This window comes from Bacillus sp. NPDC060175 (assembly GCF_042728695.1).
Taxonomy (GTDB): domain Bacteria; phylum Bacillota; class Bacilli; order Bacillales; family Bacillaceae_G; genus Bacillus_A.
On sequence record NZ_JBHWYR010000001.1, the window covers coordinates 98,918 to 125,475 of the forward strand.

Sequence of the window (26,558 nt, forward strand, 5' to 3'; positions counted from 1 at the left end):
AGTCTCGCCAATATACACTAGCACTGATTATATCAATAGAGCAGCAAAGATTCAATGAAAACTCGTGCTGCTTACAATACAAATCACTCTATCTATATCTTATGCGAACAAACCATAAGAGACAAACCTTTTTCAAATTAAAGAACAGCTCTCTTACAAACCAATAAGACAACCGTCCTTCCCGCTATCCTTAACTAAAAATCCCTTTTATTGCCCCAACCACTATATCCGTTCCAAACTTTGTCATATCACGAGTAACACTTGCTATCGCCATACCGATACCTTCTACAACATTAAAACTTCTTAAGCTTTCTAACTGTTTTTGTTTTTCAATAGCCGAAAACGTCTCTCCCGAAATTTCTGATTCAGCCCCAGCGCCTTCTGTTCCTGTCATATGAGCAATTTGTTCATATGACAGCTGACGATACCCCTTCATACTTTTCAGACCATGATTAGCGAGTCCCACTCCAGCTATCATCATAAGCAAGCATAAGACTGTACCGCATATACATAACAGCGTAAATCGACTCAAACTATTTCTGCCTCTTTCCATCAATGTGTATAGGCCCCTGTGTTATCTTGATCAATCTGATGATGCAGTGCTGCATTTAAACCACTTGCTATTACATTTGCCATATCCTCAATAAACGCATCTACTTCTTTTGGGGTTACCATTAAATTATGACCAAGAGGAGATAACACTTCATAAATCAACTTTCTCTTTTCTTCTTCTTCTAACGTACCAATAGCCCCTAAAAACATATTTCGACTCTTTTCATCTGGCATATCTTCTTCTGTTAATTTTTTCTTTTCTCCAAATGTAAAACCTGCTGGCAATAAAGAGCGTGACGGTTTGTTTCCTTCTTTCAATTCCCGACCAAAATGTTTCAAAATAAAATCAATTGTATCACTCGTAATCGAAACGGCATCTACCACAGTTGGCACACCAATTGCAATAACAGGAATACCTAATGTTTCTTCACTTAGTTCCTTACGCTTATTCCCAACACCAGATCCTGGATGAATTCCTGTATCAGAAATTTGTATCGTACTGTTTACTCGTTCAATAGAACGCGCAGCTAATGCATCAATTGCGATGACAAAGTCTGGTTTTGTCTTTTCAATAATTCCGTAAATGACATCGCTCGTTTCGATTCCTGTAATCCCCATTACCCCTGGACGAATGGCACTAACAGGTCTAAACCCTTCTTCCACACTTTCAGGCTGTAATTTAAATAAATGCCTCGTCACCAGTACGTTCTCTACAACTATTGGTCCGAGTGCATCCGGCGTTACATTCCAATTCCCAAGCCCGACGATTAAACAACTCGCTTCTTTTGAAACACCAACCTCTTCTAAGAAATAAGAAAATTCTTTTGCAAAAATACGCTCTACTTTTTGCTGAAGTTCCGTATCTTGTTGTCGTATACCTTGCACCTCAAGAGTTAAATAATTCCCAGGTTTTTTCCCCATCGACTCAGATGCAATTTCATCAATAGTTACTTTTGTAATTGTAACTCCCTCTTCTTCCCTCTCTTTTACAATAACTCCCTGTATCCCTTTTTGTTCTTCTTGGCGCTCTTGCAGCATTTGGTGCGCCTCTACAGCAAGGTCAGTTCTAACACTATATTTACTTAAATCTAATGGTTCTTTCATCGTATCTCCTCCGTAATTCATAGTAAATATCGTTAGATTTCCCCAAGTTATATTAGGTCATTCTTTCCTTTACGTGAAATTTCATTGATATACTATTGCAATTCTCTTCACCGTTTGATAAAATATCACTTGTTCTATGTAAGAATCGAGTCATTCGATTGCACCAGGGAGGTGAAAAGTATGGCAAACATCAAATCTGCTATCAAACGCGCTAAACTTAGCGAAGAGCGTCGTTCACATAACGCTTCTATCAAGTCTGACATGCGTACTGCTGTTAAAACTGTAGAAACTTTAGTTACTAATAACGATCTTGAAAATGCTAAAGAAGCTTTCAAAACTGCTTCTAAAAAACTTGACAAAGCAGCTCGTAAAGGTCTTATCCACCAAAACGCTGCAGCTCGTCAAAAATCTCGCTTAGCGAAACAAGTAAACGCGTAAGGCGTTTAAAAAACGATCCATTCGGATCGTTTTTTATATACACAAAAAAGTTCACGTACTAAGTACGTGAACTTTTTTGTGTTACTACATATGATTTAACCGCATTAAGAAAAACTCAAGCACAAGTTTCTTATCCATCTTTCCAGTCTTCATACTATAATCAGCTTCCGCTAATTCTATAATAACTTTTTTTAATTCTTCAAAAGAGAAAAACTTCGTTTGATTCATCGCCAACTTTACCCGGTACGGGTGCACACCAATATGGGAAGCAATTTGATTTTGTCCGTAACCACGCTGTTGCAACTCTTTCACTTGATGGAGCAAGCGGAACTGACTTACTAATAACGCGAGCAATTTAATTGGTTCTTCCTGCTGTGTAAATAATCCGTCTAAAATTTGCATCGCACCAGCGATATCTTTTTTTACCACTTTTTCTGTTAAAGCAAAAACATTTTGCTCAACAGATTTCGGCACAAGTTCCGTGACAAGTTTTGGCGTAATTTCTCCGCCCATACCGACATATAACGTTAACTTGTCCATTTCCTTCGCCAACATTGTTACATTACTTCCCACAAGCTCTAACAACAAACTAACAGCTGCATTATCAATATGCACATGCACCTCATCCGCACGAGAAACAATCCACTTCTGAACATCCTGCACTTGCATCGCATTTGCTTCTATTACATCCGCTGTTTTCTTTAATAGTTTTGTAATTTTTTTTCGTTCGTCTAATTTTTCATAAGGCGCAACAAAAACAAGAATAGAAAAAGGAGATGGCTCCCCAATATATTCTTCTAAAATTTTTATATTTTGTTCTAATTTTTCTTTTTGTGCCGTTAAAAATAATGGTGATTTTATTAATATAACTTTACGCTCCCCAAAAAAAGGAAGCGTATGCGCATCCTCAACTACATCTTCTAAATACGCTTCTTCCAAATCGTATGTCACAACATTAAACTCTCGATCTTCCTCTTCAAGCGCTTCCGTTGTAATAAGCTTTATCGTTTCATTTATAAAATAGGCTTCCGTTCCATACAGTACATACAACGGAGCGAACTGTTTCTTTTTAATCTTCTTATGTATATCACTCATATTTTTTCCTACTCCCTAACTTGGCAATATATATTTATACTAATGCCCTAGCTTTTGTTTTACAAGTACAAAGGGACGGGCTTTATAATCCGCCCCTTTATTTATATAAAACGCCACGCAATAAGCCCCGGATTTCTTATTGGTGTGCGGTAATCACCTTCCCTTTATTATTTACAATAATAATCTTAGTATAAGTGCCAACTGTTAACATGATTGGAAATGAAAAATTCATGCTACTTAACTAACTAGAAAAAGTGTACAAATACTCTATTTCGCTTCATATGGAAATTGTAGATTTTTTTCTGACAATATTTTATACTAAAATGGAATGTTGGGGAGGGATTCTAAATGAATGATTTTGAACAAAACGTTCAAAGTAAACGCAATGACGCTATTGATTCAGGGGTAGGATTTATCGTCTCATTTGGTTTTTTCGCAACACTTTTCATTATTGCAACTGTTATTAAATTCATCGGTTCTTAAAGGCTGCTGCTTAACGGCAGTCTTCTTTTTTTCATCTTCTATGTGTTCCATCATATGTGATTTTACTTTGAAAGGTTCCTTTTTCTCCATTAAAAACATAGGAAATAGCACCTTGCTTATCCGTACGCCATATATCAATACCCATCTTCTTAAAACGCTCTATAACTTCCTTATGCGGGTGCCCATACCTATTACGCTCTCCCACAGAAATAATCGCTACACTAGGCTGTACAAGGCTTAAAAAAGGATCTGTAGACGATGTTTTACTCCCATGGTGAGCAACTTTTAAAATATTAGCCCGCAAATCAGGATATGTCGATACTATAAACTTTTCTCCTTCTTCTTCTAAATCACCCGTAAATAGCCATGTTAGTCCCCCTAGTCTGGCCCATAGTACAATCGAAGAGTCATTTTCTCCCTTTTCATTCCCCTTTGGAGCTAATATGAAAAATTCCGCTTCATTTACCCTCCAACCTTCCCCTTCTCCTACTACACTTATCTTCATGCTCTTTTCTAACGCCTTTTTCTTCACCACTTTTTCCAATACAGCATCTTGTTCCTTTCTCCCAAATACAACTTCTTTTACAATAATAGATGACAGCAAATCCAGCGCAGCACCTATATGATCCGCATCTCCATGCGTTACAATTAATTTATCAATCGTTTTTATACCTTCTTTTTGTAAAAAAGGAACAAGAATATCATGCCCAACAGAAAATTCATGCTTTTTCTGTTGCCACGCTTCCTTCTTGACAGGAAGGGATCCTCCTGTATCAATAAGATAAACCTCTTTATCGTACGGAAGACGAATTAATATTGCATCTCCCTGTCCAACATCAAGAAATGTAACACTCCCACTTTCGTGAAAATATGGATATACATAATGACAAGTACTAATAAAAAGAAACACACCCACAACTATACACAAATTTTTTTTCGTTATTACTCTTTCCCAAATCACAAATATACTAACGATACTAAAACAATATATAGCCACAAGAAATAAAGGAGTTTGACCAAAAGTAAGTCGGATGAAAGGGAAACTTTCACAGTAACTTAGAAAGTCATTAGAAATGGTTAAACATAATGAAAGTACATATGCAATTCCTTTTGCGAACAATGGAATAACCGGCATACATATAAGAATAATAATGCTACACGGCAATACAATAATGGATAGAAAAGGAACATATATAAGATTGAGGAAAATGCTATAAGGAGAAAAATAACCAAAATGATATAACAAGATGGGGGTACTAGCGAGCTGTGAAATTATAGAAATGTAAATAGAATTTCGAACTACTCCATTACTACGCCCTAATAATATCGGCGCAGATAGTAGTAAAGAAAAACTACCTACAAATGAGAATTGAAATCCAATGTTGAAAATAAGATACGGATCGTATATAAGCATACATATAGCTGTCATACTTAAGGCGTCTAGACTAGATAAGCGAACCGAGCACATGAAAGCTACCAACAATAAAACTCCTGTTATAGAAGCCCTCACAACAGATGGCGACGCCCCCGCTATAATCATATACAGAGGAATGCAAACTATAAGGCATACTGTTGCTGTCTCTTTCGTCACACCACTTCTTAGCAAAACAAAATACATTATAACCATTAATAATACGATATGTGATCCTGAAATTGCTAACAAATGTATAAGACCAAATTGTTGATATTGCTCTTCTACTTCAAACGTCATTTGTTGTCGATCTCCAAATAATAATGCGTTCATAAATGCACCTGATTGTTCCGGGAACATTTCTGTAACTTTCGAGATTGTTTGTTGCCTGAGAAGGAAAATCCATTGCACGAGTGACAATGATGTTTTTTGACATTCAGAAATGTATGTCACATCAAATATAAAATGTATTTTTTGCTGATATAAATAATTACGATAATCAAAAACATGAAAATTCCGGGCAGTTTGCGGTTCTTTCACCTCCCCTTTAAATGTACACGATATACCTGCATGTAATTGTTGCAACTGCTTCTTTTCCGAAGCAGATTGTATTTTATAATTTAACTGCACTAAGTTTTTATTCTGATCCTCAATTTGAAAAGAGAGACGATCTCCATTAATTAGAGGTGTATTTTGCACGACCCCCCGTGTAACTTCGTAGGGCTCCCCTAGCGACTTATTTAGACTCTGAACATATGCGGTGTACATAGCGCCACTAAAACACGCTATTATACAAAAAATGAAGGTTTTACGCGAAGTACGATATAAACAAAATAAAACATAACAAACGAAACAACAAGCGGTCAACAAATGCGATGTGGAAAAGGTAATTGCAATCCCAATTATAAACGAGATTGCAACATAGCCCCATTGTCCATTCAACTCATACTCACTCCTTATAGCATCATTTTCGCTTTAGTGAATACACGCTGTAATTCTTCCATTGATAAATTATCTTTTTCTAAGGATGCAAATAGTTCCTTTAGCTGCAAATGACGCTCTTGTTCCTCTAGCGATGTAATATCATATTCTAGCGGAACGTGCTTTACTGTTACACTCGCTTGTTCAAATAACTCTATGGCATACGGATGATTTTTATAATCCTGTGCATAATAAACTGCTGTAACACCACTTTGAATAATCGCCTTACAGCACTGCAAACAAGGGAAATGTGTGACATAAATTTCCGCTTCCTCTGTTTTTGCACCAAACTTCGCACATTGCAATAAAGCATTCATTTCCGCATGAATTGTACGAACGCAATGATTATCAATGACATAGCAACCATCGTCTATACAATGTACACCACCTTTAATTGAACCGTTATATCCACCAGCAATAATTCGTTTATCACGAACGATTGTCGCTCCTACTGCAAGCCTTGTACATGTACTACGTAAAGATAGTAGATGGCTTTGCGTCATAAAATATTGATCCCATGAAATTCGTTCCATATTTTTCACCTTCTTTTTTGTCTACTTGTAGTGTAGCGAAAAAAGAAAAACTTCGTCAATCTTTTACGGAATAATAATTTGATCTTTTATTTTCTCTAAAGACTTCGCCCCAATCCCATCAATTTCTAATAAATCTTCTATTTTCTGAAACGGACCGTGTTCTTCTCGGTATTTCAAAATACTTTCTGCCTTCCGAGAACCAATGCCTGTAATTTTTTCAAGTTGCTCTTTAGAAGCTGCGTTTATTTGAATCTTTGCCTCGCCCTTTGAAAAAGTGGCCACCTCTTGTACTTGCTCATTTTTATTCGGTACATAAAGGATCATTTGGTCTTGTACAATTTGCGCTAAATTCACCTTCTTCACATCTGCTTCTAGTAAAAAACCACCCGCCTTTTCAACGGCATCCTTCGCTCGGTCCCCCTCTTTCATTTCATACACACCTTCTCTTACAACCGCCCCTTTCACATCAATTATAATTATTTTTTTCTGTTCCTTTGCATCCAATACTTTCGGTTTACTTTTTTTCTCCACATCTTTCGCTTGAACTTCCGTTGTAATGAGCGATTGCTCCGTTTGCTGATTCGTTTTCCAGAAAAAAAGAAAAATCAAAGTGCCAATAATAACCATTAATCCCAACCATTTTTTCGGAAAATCCCACATCATTTTACACCTCTAATCATAAATTTATAACATCATTCATATTGTTTAGGAGAAAGCTGTTACGAAGGAGGGATGAAACATTGAACATAGGAATTATAGGGACCGGGAACATGGGGAATATACTAATCGATGCATTTTTAGAAACCCGTGCTGTCAAACCTTCGTGCCTTACTATTATTAATCGGACGCCTGCCAAAGCATATCATATAAAAGAAAAATACCCTTCTGTTCATATAGCCAAAACAATCCAAGAGGTAATCGAACAATCCCAGCTTATTTTCATTTGCGTAAAACCGATAGATATATACCCTATTCTAAAAAAATACGCTGACCATTTTTCAGACGAAGATTGCTTAGTTTCTATCACAAGCCCCATATCTCCATCACAATTAGAAACACTTATACCTTGCCACGTCGCTCGTATCATTCCAAGCATCACAAACCGCGCCTTGTCCGGCGCATCACTATTTACATTTGGAAATAACTGCTCTGAAGAATGGCAACAAAAACTATTTCGTCTATTCAAAAACATTTCTACTCCCCTTGTTATAGAAGAAGATATAACGCGCGTTTCATCTGATATAGCAAGCTGCGGCCCTGCTTTTTTTAGTTATTTATTACAATGTTTCATTAACGCTGCTGTAGATAAAACAAATATTACACATGAAGAAGCCACTACTTTAGTAAGTGAAATGGTCATTGGAATGGGGAAATTACTTGAAAAAGAAATTTTCACATTACCTACTTTACAAGAAAAGGTATGCGTTAAAGGCGGTGTTACAGGAGAAGGTATTCGTATTTTAGAAGAGCACGTTGGGGATATGTTTCATAAATTAATCGAACGGACACATGAGAAATTTGATGAAGATTTAAAATGCGTTGAGCAGCAATTCAATAAACACACATAATAAATACGCCATCGTAATCCCAAACCCTTTTTATTAATACTTATCTTTTTCATGCTACATTTTCACTAAAACTAGCATTTTTACACTTTACACATATCATCTTTTTATTTTTCTAGAACTAAAACTACATCTTTTCTATAAAACAAAAGCAACCTTATCGGTTGCTTTTCTTTTATCCATTCTTCTTCGCCATAAAAAAGATGCGCTCTGTTTGTTCTGTCACTTCGATTCGTTCAAAGTCACCTGTGACGCGAAGTACTGTAAATCCAGCTTCTTCAAGCCATTTTGTTAACACTTCAACCGAATATGCACGCTGCACGTGACATTCGTCAAAACGATGGTACACATCTTCTTCTGAATCTTGTACAAAGAATGTCAAATCATGTTCCACACTATCTGATTCTTCTCCTGGGAAGCAGTTCCAAATAAGTGATATTTCTTCGCCGTTCACTGTATATGTTTCATTTTGAAATACGTGATGTATTTTATATAAAGAGTGTACATCGAATAAAAACAAGCCATCCTGACGTAAATGGTGGAAAACTCTTCTAAATGTTTCTTGCACCCCATCTTCTTGCAATACGTAATTTAATGAGTCACAAAAGATTGTCACACAATCAAATTCACCAGGAACATCGAGCTCTCTCATGTCTTGTTGGTAAAAAGGAATAAAATAACCTTCTCCCCCCAATTTTTGCTGTGCGACAGTTAACATTTCTTCCGAAAGATCTACACCAATTAAATCATAACCTTTTCGTACAAGCGGAAGTGTTACGTTACCAGTTCCACATGCTACGTCAAGAATTTTTGCCTCTTTCATAGATGCCTGTTGCAAACTTTCCTCTGTGAATTCCACCCATTTATCATAAGGGACATCATTCATCAGTTCGTCATACAGCAAAGCAAATTGTTCGTATTTCATTGATCTAGCTCATCTGCAATATCTTCACGCGGCACATCGCCCCATAGACGCTCTAAATTATAGTGATTACGCTCATCTTTATGGAATACATGAGCAACCACATCACCAAGGTCTACTAAAACCCAACGCGCTTCATCAAAGCCTTCCATACGTTGTACGTTAATTTCGAACTCATGTGCCTTCGCTTTAATTTCACGTGCAATTGCTTGTACTTGCTTATCTGAATTTCCGTGACAAATAATAAAATAGTCTGCAATCGGTGAAATACCTTGCATATTTAGTACAACCATATCTTCTGCTCTCTTATCATCAGCTGCTTTTGCCGCTAATACTAATAACTCTTTATCTTTCATTTATTAATTTCCTCCTTGATAACTGCATTATATGTTTGGAATGTTAATGGATAAATCGTTTGATCTTTTTCCATTAAAAATTGAATTGTTCGCTTTAAAGCAAACAGTAAAGCTTGATTTATATCTTTATATGCGAGTTTCCTCGCTTCTTCCACACCAGGAAACTTACGTCCTGGTTCAATGTAATCTGCTACATAAATAACTTTATCTAACATTGTCATTTTTTCATGACCACTTGTATGATATGTAATAGCTTGTAGAATTTCAAGATCAGTAATGCCTACTTCTTTTTCTACTAAGTATGCCCCAACAGGTGCATGCCATAACTCTTTGTTATAGTGCAGTAGATCCTTCGGCAAAGCTTCTCTCTTAATAATCTCTTCCATTTCTGGAATCGCTCTACATTTTGCATAATCGTGAAATATAGCAGCCGTCTCTGCCTTTTTCTCATCTACACCATATAACCGGGCAAGTTCAATCGCTGTTTCCATTACACCAATCGTGTGTATATAACGTTTTTCATGCATTTGTTGTTTGACAATACTAAGTGCTTCCTCACGAATCATACAACCCATTCCTCTCGATATATACCTGTACTTTTTCAGGGAGTAAATATTTGCACGTTTTCTTCGTCATATATCTCTCACGTAACAGAGAAGAAGAAACTGCAAACTCCGGAATTTCCACTTTTACGATATCATAAGGCGTATGTAATGTATAACCTGGTCTTGCAACTCCAACGAAAGTCACAAGCTTAAGTAACTTTTCAATGTTATACCACTTCGGCAAGTACTCAACCATGTCTCCGCCAATAATAAAGTGAAACTGCACATCCAGATACTTCTCCGTTAATTGTACCATAGTGTCGTATGTATAAGATGGGCCTTCTCTGTCTAGCTCTTCTAAACAAATTGAAAAGTATGCTTCTTCCTCAGTCGCTATTTGCAGCATGTTTAATCGACTTTTCACACTCGTAATGTTACGTCCTTGCTTGTGCGGTGGAATTTGATTCGGCAAAAACCATACCTCTTCCAACCCTAAAGCATGATACACTTCATTTGCAATTAACAAATGCCCATTATGAGGCGGATCAAACGTGCCACCAATAATGCCAATTTTTCTCAAAAGAAACGCTCCTTCCTTTTACATACAGCAACTCTCCCCATACATATTCGAAGAGAGCCCACTGTTAATAAAAGTTCAATTGGTTTCGCTTTCTACATATCAAGCGTTCACTACGAAATAACTCACGTATATCTTTTATCGAGGAAGCCTAATCTGCTTATTTTCTCTTGATTCTTTGTATAAAACAATTGTGCTTCCGATTACTTGAACGATTTCAGCTCGTGCACCTTGTGCAAGCTCTTCTGCAACTTCACTACGATCAAATTCACAGTTTTGTAATACGCTCACTTTAAATAGTTCACGAACTTCTAATGCTTCTCCAATTTGTTTCACCATATTTTCATTCACGCCACCTTTTCCAACTTGAAAAATCGGTGTTAAATGATGTGCCTTTGCACGTAAAAATCTTTTTTGTTTTCCTGTTAACATATAATTAGCCTCCAAGCTCTCTCATTACTAATTGTTTCATTCTATCAATATTCGGCACACACCCTGTCCACATTTCAAATGCAAGTGCACCTTGATAAACGAACATATCGATTCCATTTTGAATTATTGCACCTTGTTCTTTCGCATCGCCTAAAATTTTCGTCTCAAATGGATTATAAATAATATCAGAAACAATCGTTCCTTGTTTCAATGAACGAATTTCCAGCGGCGTATACGCAACATGTGGATGCATACCTATCGTTGTTGTTTGGATGATAATATCATATTCCCCTTGATTTTCTGCTGCACATTCTAACGATAGAGCATGTGAATTAACATTTGCCATGCTCCCAGCGATAAGATTTTCCGCCTTATCTCTCGTACGATTAGCAATATCAATTTCTTTCACACCTACATCTGCAAGTGAGAAGTAAATAGCTCGACTAGCACCACCTGCACCGATTAATAAAATACGTTTCTCTCGAAGTGGATCTTCACTAATTGACTGCAGGGCACGAACAAAACCAATTCCATCTGTATTATACCCAATCAATTTTCCATCTCGATGAACTACTGTATTTACCGCACCGATTTGCCTTGCTAACGGGGCAACCTCATCCAAGTACTCCATAATTGCAACTTTATGTGGAGTCGTTACATTAAATCCTGAAATACCTAATGCTTTCAAACCTTTTACTGCTTCCCCTAGCGCTTCTTCTTCTACAAGAAACGCATGGTAATGGGCATCCATATTCAAGTGTTCAAATGCATCGTTATGCATAACGGGTGATAATGAATGTCCAATTGGATTTCCGATTACACCATATAATTGTTTCATAAATCCCTCTCCATATTAAATTAAAGATTTACGTAATGAAACACTTACTCCCTTTGGTACATGAGCAACAATTTTCGCTCCTGATTCATTTACAGTAACCCAGCCCAATCCAGAGAATACAACATCCGTTTTTGGCTCACGAATATTAAATTCATATTTCACAAACTCAGGCATATTTTCTAATTCTTCTGGTGTCGGTGGATTCAATAATTCTCCAGCGTGTCTTTCGTACAATTCATTAGCCTTTTCAAGCTTTGTACGATGGATTGTTAAACGGTTTGAGAAATGACAAGTAAATGCACGACGGCCTCCACTTACATAATCAAATCGTGCTAATCCACCAAAGAATAATGTTTGTTCTTCATTTAATTGGAATACCATTGGCTTAACTTCTGTAGTCGGTGTAATAAGCTTTAAGCTTTGTTTCCCAACATAATGCGCCATTTGATGATGATTAATAATACCTGGTGTATCGTATAAAGAGGATGTTTCATCTAATGGAATATCAATTAAATCAAGTGTTGTTCCTGGGAAATGTGATGTTGTAATTACATTCTCAGTCTCATCACTAAATTCTTTAATCATACGATTAATAAATGTTGATTTACCAACATTCGTACATCCAACAACATAAACATCTTTACCTTCACGGTAATGCTCAATTGCATCAGCAAGTTCAGCGATTCCTTGTCCTTTAGCTGCACTAATTAAAAAGACATCTTCTGGTTTTAAACCAAGTTGCTTTGCACTGTAGCGCATCCAATGTTTTACTTTATCATGCTTAACTGACTTTGGAATTAAGTCAGCTTTATTCCCAACAAGTAATACTTTATTATTCCCTACAAAACGATGTAAGCCCGGTAACCAGCTACCATTGAAATCGAAAATGTCTACGATTTTGACCACTAATGCTTCCGATTGTCCAATTCCGTTTAAAATACGAAGGAAATCATCGTCTGTTAAAGATACATCTTGAATTTCGTTATAATGTTTCAAACGAAAACAACGTTGACAAATTACTTGTTCCTTCTCTAAAGATGATACAGGAGCGTATCCTATTTCATTTTTATTTTCTGTTTGAATTTCTACACCGCAACCAATACATTTAATTATTTCAGTCAAACTTTATTCCTCCCAATTAATTAAGCCTTTTTTCTTCATGTTTCTCATAATTCTTCGTTCAATTTTTCGATTAAAGCGTGTCACCAATCCGTCCGTTTGCGCTACCGGTACAACTAAAATTGTATGAAGTCCCACACGATTCCCGCCGAGCACATCCGTTAGTAACTGATCTCCAATTACTACAACTTCGTCTGGCTGCAGGTGCATCTCGTGTATCGCACGCTTAAATGCGCGAACAAACGGTTTGCGCGCACTATGAATAAACGGAATACCTAATGGGTCAGCGAAGTCTTTAACGCGTTGCTCATTATTATTTGAAACGACCGTTACTTGAATATCATTTTCTTTCATTTTCAAAAACCACTCTTCAAGCTGTGGTGTTGCGTTTGGACGATCCCATTCAATTAAAGTGTTATCTAAATCAGTAATAACTCCTTTAATTCCACGTTTTTTCAAATCTTCTGGTTGAACATGATATACATTTTTCACATATTCATTTGGTAAAAATAACTTCAATTTCTTTCACCTCTTTGAGGATTTTTCATAAAATTTTTCGACAGCATTTTTCGATAAATAACCTGTGGATAAACTTGTACACACTTTCCACATTAACTTTTCAGTCAATTCGGAATTTACTAACATTCTATACACATTTTATCCACTGAGGTATGTGGATAACCTCTTGTTTGTGACTGTCATATTTTTTTGGTACATTAAATGCAACAACGAATCAATCCTTATATTATTAGGAGGTGACTCACCTTGAAAACAAAACATATGGAACAGCTATCTACTGATTTACTCACTGAGTCTTATTATAAAGCAAAAGAACTAAAATTAAATCCCGACTTCATTTTACTTATAAAACAAGAAATTATTAGACGCTCGTTAGAGGACAAGCTCGTCAAATCTTCTTGAGTACATATAGATTGCTGATTGACCTGTAAAAAGAGCCATCCTGCGATGGCTCTCGAATAAACAAGTACTCCCATCTAGGGGATTTCTTCATCAAGCATCTTTGTCCACATTTCTTAATTAGAGCTTTATAAGTATATTATAAAATCTTTTCTTTACTTATGAGATACTCGGGTTGCAATTTTTTCACCAAGACGCAGCTCTTGCCCACTTGTCAATTCCTGCACTGCTTCAATCATATCTTTTTCAAATAATAAAACAACTGTTGAGCCAAATGTAAAGTATGCCATCTCTTCACCTTTTTGAACAGTACTTCTTTCATGAAGGAGCTCGATACTATTAACAAACATAGCACCTACTTTTACAAGCGCCATATGTTCGCCTTCACTATTTACTTCTGTAACAGAGCGATAATTTTTTGACAATGGTTCTTTCCCATACTCCATACCCGCTGCATTTACCGGATATGATTTTCTGCCGAGTACAAATCTTTCAGTCACAGAGCCAGAGAGCGGACTATGAATACGATGATAATGACTTGGACTCAAATAAATTACCATATATGTACCGCCTGCATATCGCTTTGCACGCTCTTCATTACCTAGCATATCCACAATTGAATAACGCTTTCCTTTTATATCGAATGTTTTTGTATCCTCAATAGGACCTTGATCAGCAAAAACACCATCAACAGGACTAACGATACTCGATGCATCAGTATCAATACTACGCTTTCCTTCTTTTAGCCTACGTGTAAATAAATCATGCAATGTTCGATATTCCTTCAAACCCTTTTCCATCTCATCTTGATTAATTTGAAAAACTTTCGCATACGATGGAATAATGATAGAGCTCAAACGAGATTGTGCAAATTTACGTAATATATAAGAAGTAAAACGACCATTTGTAAGTTCGATCATAAGTCGATATAATGTCCGTCGCAAATTACGAAACCTCCTAATCAGCCTATAACTTTAGTTTCCCCTTCTTTTCTCTCTATATCATATGTAAAATTGGTTCTTATTCCCACATATAGAATGGAGCCGTCTCGTTATACACGAAGAAAAACTAAGTATAATTTTTATTCTTAAATTGTTTAGCACCTTCTAATATTACAGATAGAACCCGCCATTTTCAACAGTGAACATGTATTTCTTCTGAGAGCAGCTCGTTTTCTTTCCGTTTTCCCGAAAGAAAAGCAGCCACTTTTAAAGTGTAGCTGCCTACAATATACATTATTCTTTTGCTTTTTTCTCTTTCTCAGCCCGCACAAATTCGTGGAACATTTTCATTAAAGCACGCTTTTCAATTCGCGATACGTAGCTTCTTGAAATACCGAGTGCCTTCGCAATCTCCCTCTGTGTTTTCTCTTTATCAAGCCCAAGTCCAAAACGCTTCACAATTACTTCTTTCTCTCGTTCGTCTAAAATATCGATATACTCTTTAATTTTTTCTAACTCCATACTAAGCTGAATCATATCAATTACATCTTCAGATTCTGATTTTAATATATCAATAAGCGATATTTCATTACCCTCTTTATCTTGCCCGATTGGATCATGAAGTGAAACGTCTTTTTTCGTTTTCTTCAGTACACGTAAATGCATCAAAATTTCATTTTCGATACAGCGCGCTGCATATGTTGCAAGCTTAGTTCCTTTCCCTGCTGAATAGCTTTCAATCGCTTTAATAAGCCCAATGGTACCAATTGAAATTAAATCTTCTGCATCTTCACCGGTGTTTTCGAATTTCTTAACAATATGAGCTACAAGCCGTAAATTATGTTCAATTAAAAGATTTCTCGCTTGAGCATCACCTTGCTCCATTAACTCTAAGTACTTTCTCTCATCATCTGATGATAACGGCTGCGGGAACGCATTGTTCTTCACATAAGAAACAAATACAAACACTTCTCGAACCATATATCCAATTGCGGCGAATAGACTCAAACCTTTCACCTCCGCCAAAATAGTGGTCTTTACTATGTGTATGTGGGCATGAGGTTGTTTGTGTCTGTACGATATCATTCCAACATGTTTTTAAGCATGATATTTGTCGCACAAAGCTTCGTTACGTATACTTAAACAAAAGATAGGAGGGTAAAATGTGAAACATTTTATTACCTTCTTGTACCCGAGTAGCTTGTAAGAGATGAACTCCTTGTACGCTCTTGCAAGCTGCTTGTACTACAAGGAGGGATTACAAATATGAAATTTGAAAGAACACGTGCTTATACAAGACACCAATGTCAGCGTACAATGCGCCGAAAGATGAATATTGCAAAACACGCATGGGGATATACTCCTGAAATTGTCGGTATTTTTGCAAAAGGGAAAGTTCACTGTTCTTGCGGAATGTGTACAACAAAGTGGAGAACAGAAGGACCACCTGCTAGTGTACAGAAGTGGTTATACAAAATTGATACATGCGAAGAATAATCGTTCTTTCTAAAAAAGGTCTTCTCTCGAAGACCTTTTTCCCTATTTAAAGACTTATTTCCTCCAAATCTTTTCCCCAGTGTGGGCATCAATATAACGAATTTCTCGACTACAGTCGAAGGGTTCTTTATGATTTTCATCCGTCGTTTGTTTATACAGTAGTTCGTATTTCGTTTCCTCTGCATCATGATCTATAAACCATTCTAATTTAACTCGGATGGCCCCTCTATATATTTCTAACACTTTTTCTTTTGTTACTTTTGGTGTTGTTTCATATGCAAGTAATTCTTTTATAATGTTGCTAGATTCTCCTGAATAGTGCATCACAGCACCATTTTCTGTATTGATATTAACCCTAAATTGGTTATACTCTGCTGGAATACCATTCACATATACGGAAAAGGTAAATCTTTCAATCCCATCTTCTGCTTCTTCACGTTCTTCCCAAAGACGAAGATATTGTGTGATATCTGGAATAACTCGTTCTAGAAATTGAAGTACTTTTTGTAAACATTCCTCTCTAGACAGTATTTGTTTTACTTCTTTATCGTCTGTCAGTTTTATAAAACCAATTAATTCATTGGTTGATTTATCAATCGTAATGCCAACTAAATTATTATATTTTAACATCGGTAAATGCTTTTTAAAGAATTCATTCATTAAATATGGATTCTTTTCTTCTTTCTGTTTTTGTAATTCCTCTTTCGGAACAAATTTCATCCTTATTCCATCTTCATTTTCCGTCTCAGCTACTTTTGTAAAACTTTCTTTATCCCAGTCAAATAAATCGAATATATCATCTTGCCTGCTACCTTTTTTCGGTTTTTCAACAGCTACAGTTGGAGGCAATTTATAATGATCTCGGCCAAACAAATCTTTACCTGTACTTGCATCAATAAACGTATGACTAGGTTCTGGCTCATACACAAGATGGTACCCTTTTACTTCTTCTCCACTTTCATATTCACATGAGGAGTATGTTAAATCAGCAAATACAAGTCTTATATCTTGTCTAGCCTTGAGGTTATCTAAAACTGTGCTCTCATCAACAATTTCAATTGGCCATAACGGTTTTTCCTGTATACTTTTCCCTCCGTTATAACGGAAATTCACAACATTACCTGAAGGATGAACTCGCACAACACATCCTTTATCCGGCAATGGATATCCATTCACTTCCTGCATATAATTTATTTCTTTCCAACCACGCCAGTCATCCTTAATTGACACATATGTATAAAATTCTAATCTTTCTTCCACATATTTTTTTATAAATACATTTGCAATCTCTCTTGCCTTATTTTCCTCTATCACTTCTTTATCACTCGAAAAATAATTTTCATCATCTATCCTGAATTCAAATAGATTACCTGTATGCCTATTTAATGAAATTTGTATCTGTTTCTCCTCATCCTCTTTATGCCCCCACCATAATAAATGATGAGGATCATCCACTCCTTCTTGATCATCTACAACAAGCCTATATTCATCTGGAATTTCAATAATATGAGCCACTTGCTCTTTTCTTTCTTTATCTTTTGGATTCATCATACCCTCTCCCTCATTACAATTTAAGGTAATTATAACAAACAAAACCAAAAGTCATTAGCAAAAAGACAAAAAGCTGCAACAATTAGTTCATACGAATTTCACATGAATCTATTACTATAAGAATTGTACATAATGAAATTACTAACCATGACGTTTATTCATATATAATTTCATTTGAAAGGGGTTGAAAAGATGAAAACTAAATATCGCTTTATGATCTCATCATTTGCTGCTTGCGCCTACATGATTTGGTGTTTAGTATAGTAACAACTTCACTTGTAAATAAGAAAAGGTGTGTATATAAATGGAATATAATCAATCAACCGTTAACTACTGGAAAGCTTTTGTATTACCTTATACATTCGCTTTAGAAGAGTTAAAAACTAAATTTGAAATTATGAACCGGGAAGCTCAATTTTTAGAAGACTACAACCCGTTTGAACATATAAAAACAAGACTTAAACAACCCGAAAGTATCATTAGAAAGCTTGAGCGTAAAAACTTATCACCAACAGTTGAAAATGCTCAAACACAATTACAAGATATTATTGGCATCCGTATTACATGTTGCTTTGTAGAAGATATTTATCATTTAAAAAAAGTTATTGAAAATCGTGGAGACATGGAAATTGTAGAAGTAAAAGATTATATTGCTAATCCAAAAGGAAATGGCTATAAAAGTTTGCATATGATAATAAAATATCCATTGTCACTAAATTCTGGTACGAAAGATGTCTTTGCAGAAATTCAATTACGTACACTTGCCATGGACTTTTGGGCAAGTTTAGAACATAAACTTTACTACAAATATGAAGGAAATATACCTGACTATTTGAAAGATGAACTACATGACGCTGCTATGAAAGCTGAAGACCTCGATAATAAGATGGCAACAATCCGTCAAGATATTGATGACATTGAAGCATGTTCAAATCAAATTTTATTACCACTATAAAAAGGTTCTCTCCTATGAGAACCTTTTTTTATTTCTTCTCTATCGTACGAACCTCTTCAATCTTCCACCCTTCTTCTTCTTTTCCAAGTGCGTACTGCATTTTCTTCTGAAGAGTAACCCCTCCATCTACTTCTTTTTCCGCCGTTTCAACAATAACAAGCCCACCTTTACGAGCTTTCATATTCATATGTTCTAATTCTATTTTCTTATTTCCCTTCTGAAATGCCGCTTCCTTTTGTGTTTTTAAGTCTTCAGCACTAGGCATCTTCTTTGAAAATAACTCCATATGTTCAGCAAGATTTTTTTCATTCGTCGTCCGTACAAATGCCTCAATAACATCTTGAATGGATTTCTCTTCTTCTTTCGTTATATGTACCTTTTCCTCAGTTTTTTCAGCAGATTTTTGTTCTATATTATTCTCTTGAGATTGACACCCAACTAGCAATAATACAAATACTAGAAGGAATCTTAATTTCCCTAAAAAAAATCTCATCTTTCCATCTCCTAAAAAGAAAAGTGAGGCATTTCGCCTCACTTTCATTTATAATTAGCGTCTTCCTTTATTCGGGTCGCCGCCGCCAACAATGTCAAAGACACGTTTAGCTATATTTGTATTCTCTTGAACGCCAGAGAATAAGTATTTACCTGGTCCGAATGCATATACGTTCACATCTTCACCTGTATGTCCACCCGTTGTCCAACCTGTAACCGAACGCTTATTGAAGATATCTTCAATTGCATTATCAATCTTTGTTACATCTTTTGATGGAGCTATATCATTTACAGCTTTAATTTCTTCTGGTGTTAATTGTAGATCAATATACTTTTTCAATGTTTCTTCTACATTTGCACCTTTTACAATCTCATTTGCCATAAAGTCTGGCGTACGTTTCGCAGCTTTAATCGGATCTACTTTAAAATTATACTCACCATTCGCACCTAAAGATAATCCGCCAGTAGCATGGTCTGCAGTTGCAACAACTAATGTGTTCTTATCTTTTTTCGCAAACTCAATTGCTGCTTTAAACGCTTTTTCGAAGTCTTCCATTTCACTCATTGCACCGACAATATCATTATCATGTCCAGCCCAATCAATTTGACTACCTTCGACCATTAAGAAGAAACCATTTTTATTTTTGTTCAAGCGCTCAATCGCTGCATTTGTCATCTCTTCTAATGAAGGTGTTTTGTCAGTACGATCAATCATTTTATCTAAACCACCTGGTGCAAATAAACCAAGAACTTGATCGCTTTTATCATTTAATAATTGATTACGATCTGTTACATAACTATAACCAGACTTCTTAAATTCTTCTGTAAGATTTCGGTCTTTTCTAACAAAGTTATTTACGCCACCGCCAAGCATAACATCTATTTTATGCTTATCTTTAATTTTCTCATCAAAGTAATCATTTGCAATTGCATCCATATTTTTACGACTAATATCATGTGCACCGAATGCAGCTGGTGTTGCATGCGTAATTTCAGAAGTTGCAACGAGTCCCGTTGACTTCCCTTTTTCTTTCGCTTGCTCCAATACTGTTTTCACTTCAGCTTTATCATTATCTACTGCAATAGCTGCATTATATGTTTTTATACCTGCTGACATCGCAGTAGCTGCCGATGCAGAGTCTGTAATATTTTCATGTTCATCTTCTGGATATGTTTTTTGTGTTCCTACAAGATGCTTATCAAATTCTGTAGATTCCATCTCAAATGTTTTTGGATTATCTTTCATATAACGATGAGCTGTCATATATGAAGGCCCCATACCATCCCCAATTAATACAATGACATTTTTAATTTTTGCATTGTTTCCGTTCTCATCCGCATTAACCTCACTAGAACGCGTAAAATTCCATGTTGCTACCGAAGTAACTGCTAACGACGCCACAACTGCAAATGGCCATGCTTTTTTTACAAACTTTTTCACTGTCTTGTCCCCCTAATTAGGTTATTCATTTCCCACTATCAAATTTAATAGAAGACTGTTAAGAGAAAATGAGTTATATGTAAATTTTTTGTTAACTTATGTAAATTTCAGTTATAATTTGTATAAGTTTGTCTTTTCATATCAAGCATACTCCCCTTTACAAAGAAAAATATAAACATGTTGGATTTCTTTTAATACGAACCTATTATTTTACATTTCGTAATATTATTCTTATTTTTTCTAATTTAAATAGAAATATGGTGAACTTTATGAAAACAGTAAAACTAGACGAATCTTCCATTCCAGATTTACTCTCTCTTTGCAAATCAGTCGGGTGGTTACAGCATGAGATTTTTATGAAAGAGCAATTCCATATGTACCTTTCCATTGGCACAATTTTTGGCTATGTACATGAGAATAAACTTATTGCAGCGGGCGGCGTCTTTTCATTTGCCCCTGGATTTTCTTCTATCGGTATGTTAATCGTGCATCCTGATTTTCAAAGAAAAGGAATTGGCCGTATTTTGTTAAACAATAGCTTAAAAGTAACTCATCCATCGCTCCCTATTACGCTCATTGCAACAAAAGCTGGTGAATCCTTATATGAATCTTATGGATTTCAATCAATAACAACCATTCATCGTTTCGAAAAACAAGCGACTTACAAAAATACAAATTTTGTTCCCATAAAACAAATTCAGCAGACGGATGTTCAATCTCTAATTTCTCTTGATGAAACTACGACTGGTGCATATCGTTCTAAGCTTTATTCATCACTACTATCGAGAGCAACTTACTCCTTTAAAATAGAACGGGATAATCAAATAGATGCTTTTGCTTTATGCATACAAAAAGGAGATGTACTATGCATCACTCCACTTATTTCAAAAAAAGAAAAAGACTCTATTCAGTTATTAGAAATGATTTGTAAATCGTGGAATGGGACAATACGCATTGATGTTCCGCATTCACAATTCATTTTCCGCCAATTTCTTCAAACAGCAAATTTCCAGGAAACGCTCCTTTCACCTCTTATGATAAAGAATGGTAATCAACTTCCTGGAAATCGTAATATGCTATTTGCTATGATAGATGCAGCGTTATGTTAGAAAGGAGACACCTAATTGAAGCGATTTAGCTATTTTATGGTAGGTTGTCTTACTCTTACACTATTAGTAGGATGTAGTGCAGCAGAAAAGCCAGTAGAACAAGTAAAACAAGTTAAAAATACAATTACAGCGAAACTAGCTACCGAGGAAAAAATGGTAGAGATAGATGGTCAAACGATTTACTTTAAAAAGATTGGTGATGAAAAACCACCTTTACTTATGATCCATGGATTTGGAGGATCATCCGATGGTTTTCAAAAGATTTACTCAGATTTAGCAAAAGATCATACAATTATTTCTGTTGATGTTTTAGGGTTCGGACGTTCCTCTAAGCCGATGGATTTTTATTATTCTTTCCCAACTCATGCAAATTTGTATTATAAGTTAATGAAAAAACTAGGGTATGACTCATTCGCAATACTGGGACATTCGATGGGCGGAGAAATTTCTCTTAATTTAACATATTTATACCCTGAAGCGGTTACCCACCTTATTTTAACTGATGCTACAGGCGGCCCTCATACGTTCGTTAATAAACAAGGTTCACCAAAACCAACGTTGTCGACTGATTTAAGTGCCATTTCTTCTATTGCAGATTATGATGAGAGCAAAGTTAAATTCAAGCGCAATGATGAGGAACATTATAATAAAATGAAGTTGTGGCCTAGACGTCTTCAAATCAATGCAAATGAAATAAAACAACCAACTTTAATTATATGGGGAAAAAATGATAGTAGCGTTTCTTGGAAAGAGGGAGAAACTTATCATCAATTCTTAAAAAATAGCACTTTCCATATTATTGAAAAAGGTTATCATGCTCCATTTCGTCAAGAGCCACAAGAATTTGTAGGGTATGTAAAAGATTTCTTCGAGAAAAATCCTATAAATGCTGAAAAATAAACGGGTATCTCATTTTGAGATACCCGTTTTCATATATTAAGCAGCTTGCTTTTGACGATTTTGAGTTTTTGATCCCAATACTTTCGGGATAACGAAACCATCCATTCCAAATTTCCCAGCATTCATACCGGAAACAAGAACGAACATAGATAAGATAACCATCTCAGGGTTCACACCAATTGACCCACTAAACATATAAGAAAAGTTCATTAAAAGACCAAAAAAGACCGCTGTTTTTGTTAAACAGCCTACAATTAAACCAATTCCAACTAAAATTTCTCCCCATGTTACAAGTGTATTAAACAGATCTACATTTGGAATTGCAAATTCTTGTAAAAATGATGCCCACCAAGATTGAACAGCCGGTTGTGCTCCTTTAGATTTTTCAATTGCACCTTGTAAATAACCCGTTGCATCGAATCCTTTTCCTTGTAGTTTACCGATTCCAGCCATTAACCATGTGTAACCAAGATATACTCGAATTACTGCTAATACAAAAGAAACTGCTTTGTTTTCTCTTAAAAATTGAATAACCATATCTTCCTCCTAAAGGTGTAATTAAGTCAGTTACAGATAATATAATAACATTAGTAACTTATTTTTCAAACGTTAATTATGAATAATTTGTGACATACATATTAAACATTAAAAACTAACGTTTATATAGTAACTTTTATTACCTGTAAAAACTTGAACATATCATACCACAGGTGATAATCATTTTCATTGAATAAAATGTAAAAAAACTGTGAGTTAAATGTGAAACACATTTATTCGAATATAGAACAAATGTGTTTCATGCTATTTATATAATCGAAATGTATGCGTCTCCTCATCGATTACTCTTGCTTCTTGAAAAGCCTCTTCTAACGTTTTTTATGGTTAATAAACCCGTAAAATAAGCGTATTGTAAATATAAGTGCTACATTTCCATCTACATAATCTATCTATCTAACATGCGATTTTGCATCATTATGTAAAATGAATTCTACTAGTTTCAACTCCCCAAACTTACACCAACCATTTAAAATATGTGTAATATGCAATTTTGCATATTACTTAATTTTCGCTACGTTAAAGTATACTCTCTGCTCATTTAAGTCATACACATCTTCTCCTAACTCTTCCATTACAAATCCTACTCCTATAAGTCCATTTCATATATACCCGTTTCTTTCAAAAAATCAGCTCTAGTTAAAGCGACTTTATGTAAATATTGCCTATACGCTGTAATTGTTCCATCATGTGAAACGATACAAATTTTTTCTGTTTTTAACTGATAGCACCAGTGCAGAAATTCATCTACTATTTGTTGAAATTCCATCTCCGAGATGATATTGACTCCCTCATTCCATAACAATTCATTTGTACTTTCTTCTAACAAAAAATGCGGAAATAATTTTTTTATTATCTTTCGATCTAACAATTGATCGCACGGCAATGTTTTGGCGGATTCCCGATAAGGAAAAATACGCGGGGATATATATGGGTGAACAATTTTTTGACAAGCAACTTCCGCACCCCATATTGTTGCAGTTTGTAAAGTTCGACGTGTAGGACTAGCGATTAATATATCCTTTTCTTGTAATGGTATATCGCACTGAAGCAATTTAGCCTGCTTCTTTCCCACGCCCGTCAATTGCGGATTCACCGCTTGTAAACTTAATGGTACATCTTTCGTATGCTCACCTTCACCATGCCGAACAAAGACAAGTTTCATTCTCCTCTTCCTCTCACTAGGAAATAGTCTCACATATTTCTTCCCTATTTTTTTCTTTACTCCTGCTATTTTAAAAAGCAGGATGTAAAAAGTATTTGCCATCAATATTTGGAAAACATTACGATTATATATAAAATACTTTTTACAAGAAGAGGAGGATTACAAATATGAAATGGATTATCCTCTTTATCGGCATGATCATATGGGGATACATAAATGGCTTTCTTAATAGTGATAAAACTGCTAATCCTTGGATTACAGATGATGAGCGTGAAACAAAAATTAAGCAAAAAGCAATTATCGCAAGCTGGTCTGGTGTTTTCATATTTTGTATCATTAACCTCTTAAACAAATGGTTAGGTTTAGGAACGAGCGATACATCACCTTACTTACCATATTCTGTCGCAACTATTTTAAAAGAAAATGTAGAGTTACAAGTTTTACTTATATTATTCATTACAGCTTTTCCCGAACAAGAAAGCCCATCGCCTTTAGGCATGGGATGAAAGTGAGGTTGGATACGGAGTACCACTAAAAATCGCAAGGTTCGTGGTACTTTAAGTATCCAAAGTATAGGTGGTTTCTTCGGAGTTTTATTGGAATCTTTCGAAAATAAATGATATAACTAGAATAAATGATGATAGAAGAATATTTCAAAGTGTTTGAGAGGAAGATCTCCTCGTTTCATGCAGTTGTAAAGTTTATAAACACGTTCTGATTTTGTTATGATTGCTAGAAATGTATCAGATGAACACGATGTTGAAAATCAAAAAAACAAGGGGATGAAACGTATGTCACAGACCCTAACAGTGAAAGTGAAATTGATTCCAACAAAAGGACAAATCTGTTTATTGGAACAAAGCAGTCAAGAATATATAAAAGTTATAAATACACTTGTATCGGAAATGGTGGAAGCAAAGAAAAGTACGAAAAAAAGCACAAAAAATATTGAAGCAAATATCCCAAGTGCAGTGAAAAATCAAGCGATTAAAGATGCGAAAAGTTTGTTTGCTACAAAAGTAAAGAAAAGCCATTATAAAATCATCCCAATTCTAAAGAGACCTGTTTGTGTATGGAACAATCAAAATTATTCATTTGAACCTACTTATATTTCAATCCCATTTAAGGTAAATGGAAAGTCGACTCGTGTAAAAATCCGGGCTTTATTAAGTGATAAAAACAATCGTAATCTGAATCTGTTAAAACATAAATTAGGTACACTTCGCATCACAAAGAAATCGAATAAATGGATAGCCCAAATATCTGTCACACTTCCTATCAATAAAAGGACAGGAACGAAAATTTTAGGCGTAGACTTAGGTCTCAAGGTCCCCGCGGTAGCAATCACAGATGATGATAAGGTTCGTTTCTTTGGGAGTGGTAGGCACAATAAATATAAGAAGCGTAAGTTTCGTAGTGTTCGTAAGAAGTTAGGAAAAGACAAAAAGGTGAAAGCCATTCGGCGAATGGATGATAAAGAGCAAAGATGGATGCAAGATAAAGATCACAAAATAAGTCGTGAGATTATTAATTTTGCGATTGCAAATCATATTTCTGTCATTCGATTAGAACAACTAACGAATATAAGACAGACGGCAAGAACAAGCCGTAAAAACGAAAAAAACCTACACACTTGGTCATTCTATCGTTTGTCACAATTTATTTCGTATAAAGCAATGATAGCTGGTATTCAGATTGAATATGTGAATCCAGCTTATACAAGTCAAAGTTGTCCGAAATGTGCTAAAAAGAATAAGGCTCAAGATAGAAAATATAAGTGTCCATGTGGGTTTAAGACACATCGTGATATCGTTGGAGCGATGAATATTCGCTGCGCAACTGTGATTGATGGTAACAGTCAATCAGCCTAAGCACCTTTATGGTCTGGTTTAGGAGGGGCAATGAGATGCCCTTATCTTGAAGGCTGTTCAAAGCAGAAATGGATTGCGAACGCTTAGTCATTCAAGAATCCCACCCGTAAATCCGTAAGGATTCGGGCTTGCGACTTTAGTCGTGGGAGTCTCAAGTATGGACTATTTTACTTATACTACCGAAGAAAACTAAGCGCTTAACTTTTATCTCA

Annotated in this window: 31 protein-coding genes and 1 pseudogene; 10 read left to right on the top strand and 22 right to left on the bottom strand. The window is 35.5% G+C overall.

The window, feature by feature from the left end:
- Positions 1-190: 190 nt before the first annotated feature.
- Together ACFWDE_RS00565 and gpr are read right to left on the bottom strand one after the other, a co-directional pair.
- A complete protein-coding gene (locus tag ACFWDE_RS00565; protein ID WP_377889337.1) occupies positions 191-553 on the bottom strand; it encodes a YqxA family protein in 363 nt (120 codons plus the stop codon).
- A complete protein-coding gene (gpr, locus tag ACFWDE_RS00570; protein ID WP_377889339.1) occupies positions 553-1,656 on the bottom strand; it encodes a GPR endopeptidase in 1,104 nt (367 codons plus the stop codon). Before gpr ends, ACFWDE_RS00565 begins: the two co-directional genes overlap by 1 nt.
- Positions 1,657-1,836: 180 nt before the next feature.
- Between gpr and rpsT the strand changes: the two genes are divergently transcribed.
- Positions 1,837-2,094: a 30S ribosomal protein S20 gene (gene rpsT / locus ACFWDE_RS00575; RefSeq protein ID WP_002088694.1), complete on the top strand. Its 258-nt coding sequence runs from the start codon at positions 1,837-1,839 to the stop codon at positions 2,092-2,094.
- An 84-nt stretch (positions 2,095-2,178) separates the two neighbouring features.
- On the opposite strand, the gene holA is transcribed toward rpsT, so the two are convergent.
- The gene (gene holA / locus ACFWDE_RS00580; protein WP_002034073.1) at positions 2,179-3,189 is read right to left on the bottom strand and encodes a DNA polymerase III subunit delta; all 1,011 of its coding nucleotides are present in this window, start codon (positions 3,187-3,189) and stop codon (positions 2,179-2,181) included.
- A 348-nt stretch (positions 3,190-3,537) separates the two neighbouring features.
- Between holA and ACFWDE_RS00585 the strand changes: the two genes are divergently transcribed.
- Positions 3,538-3,672 carry a YqzM family protein gene (locus ACFWDE_RS00585; RefSeq protein ID WP_000997609.1) on the top strand — a complete coding sequence of 45 codons (135 nt, stop codon included), beginning with the start codon at positions 3,538-3,540 and terminating at the stop codon, positions 3,670-3,672.
- 31 nt (positions 3,673-3,703) lie between these two features.
- On the opposite strand, the gene ACFWDE_RS00590 is transcribed toward ACFWDE_RS00585, so the two are convergent.
- The 3 genes from ACFWDE_RS00590 to ACFWDE_RS00600 all read right to left on the bottom strand — a co-directional run bounded on the left by ACFWDE_RS00590 (position 3,704) and on the right by ACFWDE_RS00600 (position 7,260).
- Positions 3,704-6,025, bottom strand: coding sequence for a DNA internalization-related competence protein ComEC/Rec2 (locus ACFWDE_RS00590; protein ID WP_377889343.1), 2,322 nt, complete (start codon positions 6,023-6,025; stop codon positions 3,704-3,706).
- 14 nt (positions 6,026-6,039) lie between these two features.
- Positions 6,040-6,597 carry a ComE operon protein 2 gene (locus ACFWDE_RS00595; RefSeq protein ID WP_002145691.1) on the bottom strand — a complete coding sequence of 186 codons (558 nt, stop codon included), beginning with the start codon at positions 6,595-6,597 and terminating at the stop codon, positions 6,040-6,042.
- Positions 6,598-6,660: 63 nt separating this feature from the next.
- Positions 6,661-7,260, bottom strand: coding sequence for a helix-hairpin-helix domain-containing protein (locus tag ACFWDE_RS00600; RefSeq protein ID WP_377889345.1), 600 nt, complete (start codon positions 7,258-7,260; stop codon positions 6,661-6,663).
- A gap of 77 nt (positions 7,261-7,337) precedes the next feature.
- Between ACFWDE_RS00600 and comER the strand changes: the two genes are divergently transcribed.
- Positions 7,338-8,165 carry a late competence protein ComER gene (comER, locus tag ACFWDE_RS00605; protein WP_002160436.1) on the top strand — a complete coding sequence of 276 codons (828 nt, stop codon included), beginning with the start codon at positions 7,338-7,340 and terminating at the stop codon, positions 8,163-8,165.
- Positions 8,166-8,337: 172 nt separating this feature from the next.
- On the opposite strand, the gene ACFWDE_RS00610 is transcribed toward comER, so the two are convergent.
- From ACFWDE_RS00610 to ACFWDE_RS00645, 8 genes are all read right to left on the bottom strand, one after another.
- Positions 8,338-9,087: a class I SAM-dependent DNA methyltransferase gene (locus ACFWDE_RS00610; RefSeq protein WP_002111917.1), complete on the bottom strand. Its 750-nt coding sequence runs from the start codon at positions 9,085-9,087 to the stop codon at positions 8,338-8,340.
- Positions 9,084-9,440 (bottom strand): ribosome silencing factor, encoded by a 357-nt coding sequence (gene rsfS / locus ACFWDE_RS00615; RefSeq protein ID WP_000653209.1) that lies wholly within the window; start codon positions 9,438-9,440, stop codon positions 9,084-9,086. Before rsfS ends, ACFWDE_RS00610 begins: the two co-directional genes overlap by 4 nt.
- Positions 9,437-10,006 (bottom strand): bis(5'-nucleosyl)-tetraphosphatase (symmetrical) YqeK, encoded by a 570-nt coding sequence (yqeK, locus tag ACFWDE_RS00620; RefSeq protein WP_002145688.1) that lies wholly within the window; start codon positions 10,004-10,006, stop codon positions 9,437-9,439. Before yqeK ends, rsfS begins: the two co-directional genes overlap by 4 nt.
- Positions 9,996-10,565: a nicotinate-nucleotide adenylyltransferase gene (locus ACFWDE_RS00625; RefSeq protein ID WP_002145687.1), complete on the bottom strand. Its 570-nt coding sequence runs from the start codon at positions 10,563-10,565 to the stop codon at positions 9,996-9,998. The genes yqeK and ACFWDE_RS00625 overlap by 11 nt, the downstream gene beginning before the upstream one ends.
- A 135-nt stretch (positions 10,566-10,700) precedes the next feature.
- Complete coding sequence (gene yhbY, locus ACFWDE_RS00630) at positions 10,701-10,994, bottom strand: ribosome assembly RNA-binding protein YhbY (RefSeq protein ID WP_002145686.1); 294 nt, start codon at positions 10,992-10,994, stop codon at positions 10,701-10,703.
- Positions 10,995-10,998: 4 nt separating this feature from the next.
- On the bottom strand, positions 10,999-11,832 hold the full coding sequence (aroE, locus tag ACFWDE_RS00635) for a shikimate dehydrogenase (RefSeq protein ID WP_377889349.1): 834 nt from the start codon (positions 11,830-11,832) through the stop codon (positions 10,999-11,001).
- Positions 11,833-11,847: 15 nt separating this feature from the next.
- Complete coding sequence (yqeH, locus tag ACFWDE_RS00640; protein WP_377889351.1) at positions 11,848-12,954, bottom strand: ribosome biogenesis GTPase YqeH; 1,107 nt, start codon at positions 12,952-12,954, stop codon at positions 11,848-11,850.
- Positions 12,955-12,957: 3 nt separating this feature from the next.
- Positions 12,958-13,470, bottom strand: a complete 513-nt coding sequence (locus tag ACFWDE_RS00645; protein ID WP_002145684.1) for a YqeG family HAD IIIA-type phosphatase — start codon at positions 13,468-13,470, stop codon at positions 12,958-12,960.
- 246 nt (positions 13,471-13,716) lie between these two features.
- Between ACFWDE_RS00645 and sda the strand changes: the two genes are divergently transcribed.
- On the top strand, positions 13,717-13,872 hold the full coding sequence (gene sda, locus ACFWDE_RS00650) for a sporulation histidine kinase inhibitor Sda (protein WP_002015226.1): 156 nt from the start codon (positions 13,717-13,719) through the stop codon (positions 13,870-13,872).
- Positions 13,873-14,024: 152 nt separating this feature from the next.
- On the opposite strand, the gene ACFWDE_RS00655 is transcribed toward sda, so the two are convergent.
- Together ACFWDE_RS00655 and sigK are read right to left on the bottom strand one after the other, a co-directional pair.
- Complete coding sequence (locus ACFWDE_RS00655) at positions 14,025-14,813, bottom strand: phosphatidylserine decarboxylase (RefSeq protein ID WP_002145683.1); 789 nt, start codon at positions 14,811-14,813, stop codon at positions 14,025-14,027.
- A gap of 291 nt (positions 14,814-15,104) precedes the next feature.
- Positions 15,105-15,818: an RNA polymerase sporulation sigma factor SigK gene (sigK, locus tag ACFWDE_RS00660; protein WP_000051382.1), complete on the bottom strand. Its 714-nt coding sequence runs from the start codon at positions 15,816-15,818 to the stop codon at positions 15,105-15,107.
- 258 nt (positions 15,819-16,076) lie between these two features.
- Between sigK and ACFWDE_RS00665 the strand changes: the two genes are divergently transcribed.
- Positions 16,077-16,307: a hypothetical protein gene (locus ACFWDE_RS00665; protein WP_377889354.1), complete on the top strand. Its 231-nt coding sequence runs from the start codon at positions 16,077-16,079 to the stop codon at positions 16,305-16,307.
- A gap of 54 nt (positions 16,308-16,361) precedes the next feature.
- On the opposite strand, the gene ACFWDE_RS00670 is transcribed toward ACFWDE_RS00665, so the two are convergent.
- Complete coding sequence (locus ACFWDE_RS00670; protein WP_377889356.1) at positions 16,362-17,858, bottom strand: YcdB/YcdC domain-containing protein; 1,497 nt, start codon at positions 17,856-17,858, stop codon at positions 16,362-16,364.
- Between the two features lie 304 nt (positions 17,859-18,162).
- Between ACFWDE_RS00670 and ACFWDE_RS00675 the strand changes: the two genes are divergently transcribed.
- On the top strand, positions 18,163-18,813 hold the full coding sequence (locus tag ACFWDE_RS00675; RefSeq protein ID WP_002067312.1) for a GTP pyrophosphokinase: 651 nt from the start codon (positions 18,163-18,165) through the stop codon (positions 18,811-18,813).
- Positions 18,814-18,841: 28 nt separating this feature from the next.
- On the opposite strand, the gene ACFWDE_RS00680 is transcribed toward ACFWDE_RS00675, so the two are convergent.
- Together ACFWDE_RS00680 and ACFWDE_RS00685 are read right to left on the bottom strand one after the other, a co-directional pair.
- Entirely contained in the window at positions 18,842-19,306 is a 465-nt protein-coding gene (locus tag ACFWDE_RS00680; RefSeq protein ID WP_016096093.1) for a hypothetical protein, read from the bottom strand.
- Between the two features lie 54 nt (positions 19,307-19,360).
- A complete protein-coding gene (locus ACFWDE_RS00685; protein ID WP_002067306.1) occupies positions 19,361-20,746 on the bottom strand; it encodes an alkaline phosphatase in 1,386 nt (461 codons plus the stop codon).
- Positions 20,747-21,015: 269 nt separating this feature from the next.
- On the opposite strand from ACFWDE_RS00685, the gene ACFWDE_RS00690 reads away from it, so the two are divergent.
- Both ACFWDE_RS00690 and ACFWDE_RS00695 read left to right on the top strand, forming a co-directional pair.
- On the top strand, positions 21,016-21,855 hold the full coding sequence (locus tag ACFWDE_RS00690) for a GNAT family N-acetyltransferase (RefSeq protein WP_016096092.1): 840 nt from the start codon (positions 21,016-21,018) through the stop codon (positions 21,853-21,855).
- Between the two features lie 15 nt (positions 21,856-21,870).
- Positions 21,871-22,755: an alpha/beta fold hydrolase gene (locus tag ACFWDE_RS00695; protein WP_377889359.1), complete on the top strand. Its 885-nt coding sequence runs from the start codon at positions 21,871-21,873 to the stop codon at positions 22,753-22,755.
- 36 nt (positions 22,756-22,791) lie between these two features.
- Here ACFWDE_RS00695 and ACFWDE_RS00700 read toward each other — a convergent pair whose 3' ends face one another.
- From ACFWDE_RS00700 to ACFWDE_RS00710, 3 genes and pseudogenes are all read right to left on the bottom strand, one after another.
- Entirely contained in the window at positions 22,792-23,292 is a 501-nt protein-coding gene (locus ACFWDE_RS00700; RefSeq protein WP_002145675.1) for a DoxX family protein, read from the bottom strand.
- Between the two features lie 264 nt (positions 23,293-23,556).
- Positions 23,557-23,891: pseudogene (locus ACFWDE_RS00705) on the bottom strand (delta-aminolevulinic acid dehydratase); the annotation flags it as partial.
- 8 nt (positions 23,892-23,899) lie between these two features.
- Positions 23,900-24,475 (bottom strand): histidine phosphatase family protein, encoded by a 576-nt coding sequence (locus ACFWDE_RS00710; protein ID WP_377889361.1) that lies wholly within the window; start codon positions 24,473-24,475, stop codon positions 23,900-23,902.
- Between the two features lie 167 nt (positions 24,476-24,642).
- Between ACFWDE_RS00710 and ACFWDE_RS00715 the strand changes: the two genes are divergently transcribed.
- Positions 24,643-24,981 carry a phosphoglycerate mutase gene (locus ACFWDE_RS00715; RefSeq protein WP_377889363.1) on the top strand — a complete coding sequence of 113 codons (339 nt, stop codon included), beginning with the start codon at positions 24,643-24,645 and terminating at the stop codon, positions 24,979-24,981.
- Between the two features lie 285 nt (positions 24,982-25,266).
- Entirely contained in the window at positions 25,267-26,346 is a 1,080-nt protein-coding gene (locus ACFWDE_RS00720) for an RNA-guided endonuclease TnpB family protein (protein WP_377889365.1), read from the top strand.
- Positions 26,347-26,558: the final 212 nt, after the last annotated feature.

Coding starts and splice junctions, on each gene's coding strand:
- ACFWDE_RS00600 (WP_377889345.1), bottom strand. CDS start 7,260: ATGATGTGGGATTTTCCGAAAAAATGGTTGGGATTAATGGTTATTATT.
- ACFWDE_RS00585 (WP_000997609.1), top strand. CDS start 3,538: ATGAATGATTTTGAACAAAACGTTCAAAGTAAACGCAATGACGCTATT.
- ACFWDE_RS00715 (WP_377889363.1), top strand. CDS start 24,643: ATGAAATGGATTATCCTCTTTATCGGCATGATCATATGGGGATACATA.
- ACFWDE_RS00710 (WP_377889361.1), bottom strand. CDS start 24,475: ATGAAACTTGTCTTTGTTCGGCATGGTGAAGGTGAGCATACGAAAGAT.
- rpsT (WP_002088694.1), top strand. CDS start 1,837: ATGGCAAACATCAAATCTGCTATCAAACGCGCTAAACTTAGCGAAGAG.
- ACFWDE_RS00700 (WP_002145675.1), bottom strand. CDS start 23,292: ATGGTTATTCAATTTTTAAGAGAAAACAAAGCAGTTTCTTTTGTATTA.
- ACFWDE_RS00720 (WP_377889365.1), top strand. CDS start 25,267: ATGTCACAGACCCTAACAGTGAAAGTGAAATTGATTCCAACAAAAGGA.
- gpr (WP_377889339.1), bottom strand. CDS start 1,656: ATGAAAGAACCATTAGATTTAAGTAAATATAGTGTTAGAACTGACCTT.
- aroE (WP_377889349.1), bottom strand. CDS start 11,832: ATGAAACAATTATATGGTGTAATCGGAAATCCAATTGGACATTCATTA.
- ACFWDE_RS00565 (WP_377889337.1), bottom strand. CDS start 553: ATGGAAAGAGGCAGAAATAGTTTGAGTCGATTTACGCTGTTATGTATA.
- ACFWDE_RS00610 (WP_002111917.1), bottom strand. CDS start 9,087: ATGAAATACGAACAATTTGCTTTGCTGTATGACGAACTGATGAATGAT.
- rsfS (WP_000653209.1), bottom strand. CDS start 9,440: ATGAAAGATAAAGAGTTATTAGTATTAGCGGCAAAAGCAGCTGATGAT.
- holA (WP_002034073.1), bottom strand. CDS start 3,189: ATGAGTGATATACATAAGAAGATTAAAAAGAAACAGTTCGCTCCGTTG.
- ACFWDE_RS00675 (WP_002067312.1), top strand. CDS start 18,163: ATGGAATATAATCAATCAACCGTTAACTACTGGAAAGCTTTTGTATTA.
- yqeK (WP_002145688.1), bottom strand. CDS start 10,006: ATGATTCGTGAGGAAGCACTTAGTATTGTCAAACAACAAATGCATGAA.
- ACFWDE_RS00680 (WP_016096093.1), bottom strand. CDS start 19,306: ATGAGATTTTTTTTAGGGAAATTAAGATTCCTTCTAGTATTTGTATTA.
- yhbY (WP_002145686.1), bottom strand. CDS start 10,994: ATGTTAACAGGAAAACAAAAAAGATTTTTACGTGCAAAGGCACATCAT.
- ACFWDE_RS00670 (WP_377889356.1), bottom strand. CDS start 17,858: ATGATGAATCCAAAAGATAAAGAAAGAAAAGAGCAAGTGGCTCATATT.
- ACFWDE_RS00690 (WP_016096092.1), top strand. CDS start 21,016: ATGAAAACAGTAAAACTAGACGAATCTTCCATTCCAGATTTACTCTCT.
- ACFWDE_RS00595 (WP_002145691.1), bottom strand. CDS start 6,597: ATGGAACGAATTTCATGGGATCAATATTTTATGACGCAAAGCCATCTA.
- ACFWDE_RS00665 (WP_377889354.1), top strand. CDS start 16,077: ATGAAATTTGAAAGAACACGTGCTTATACAAGACACCAATGTCAGCGT.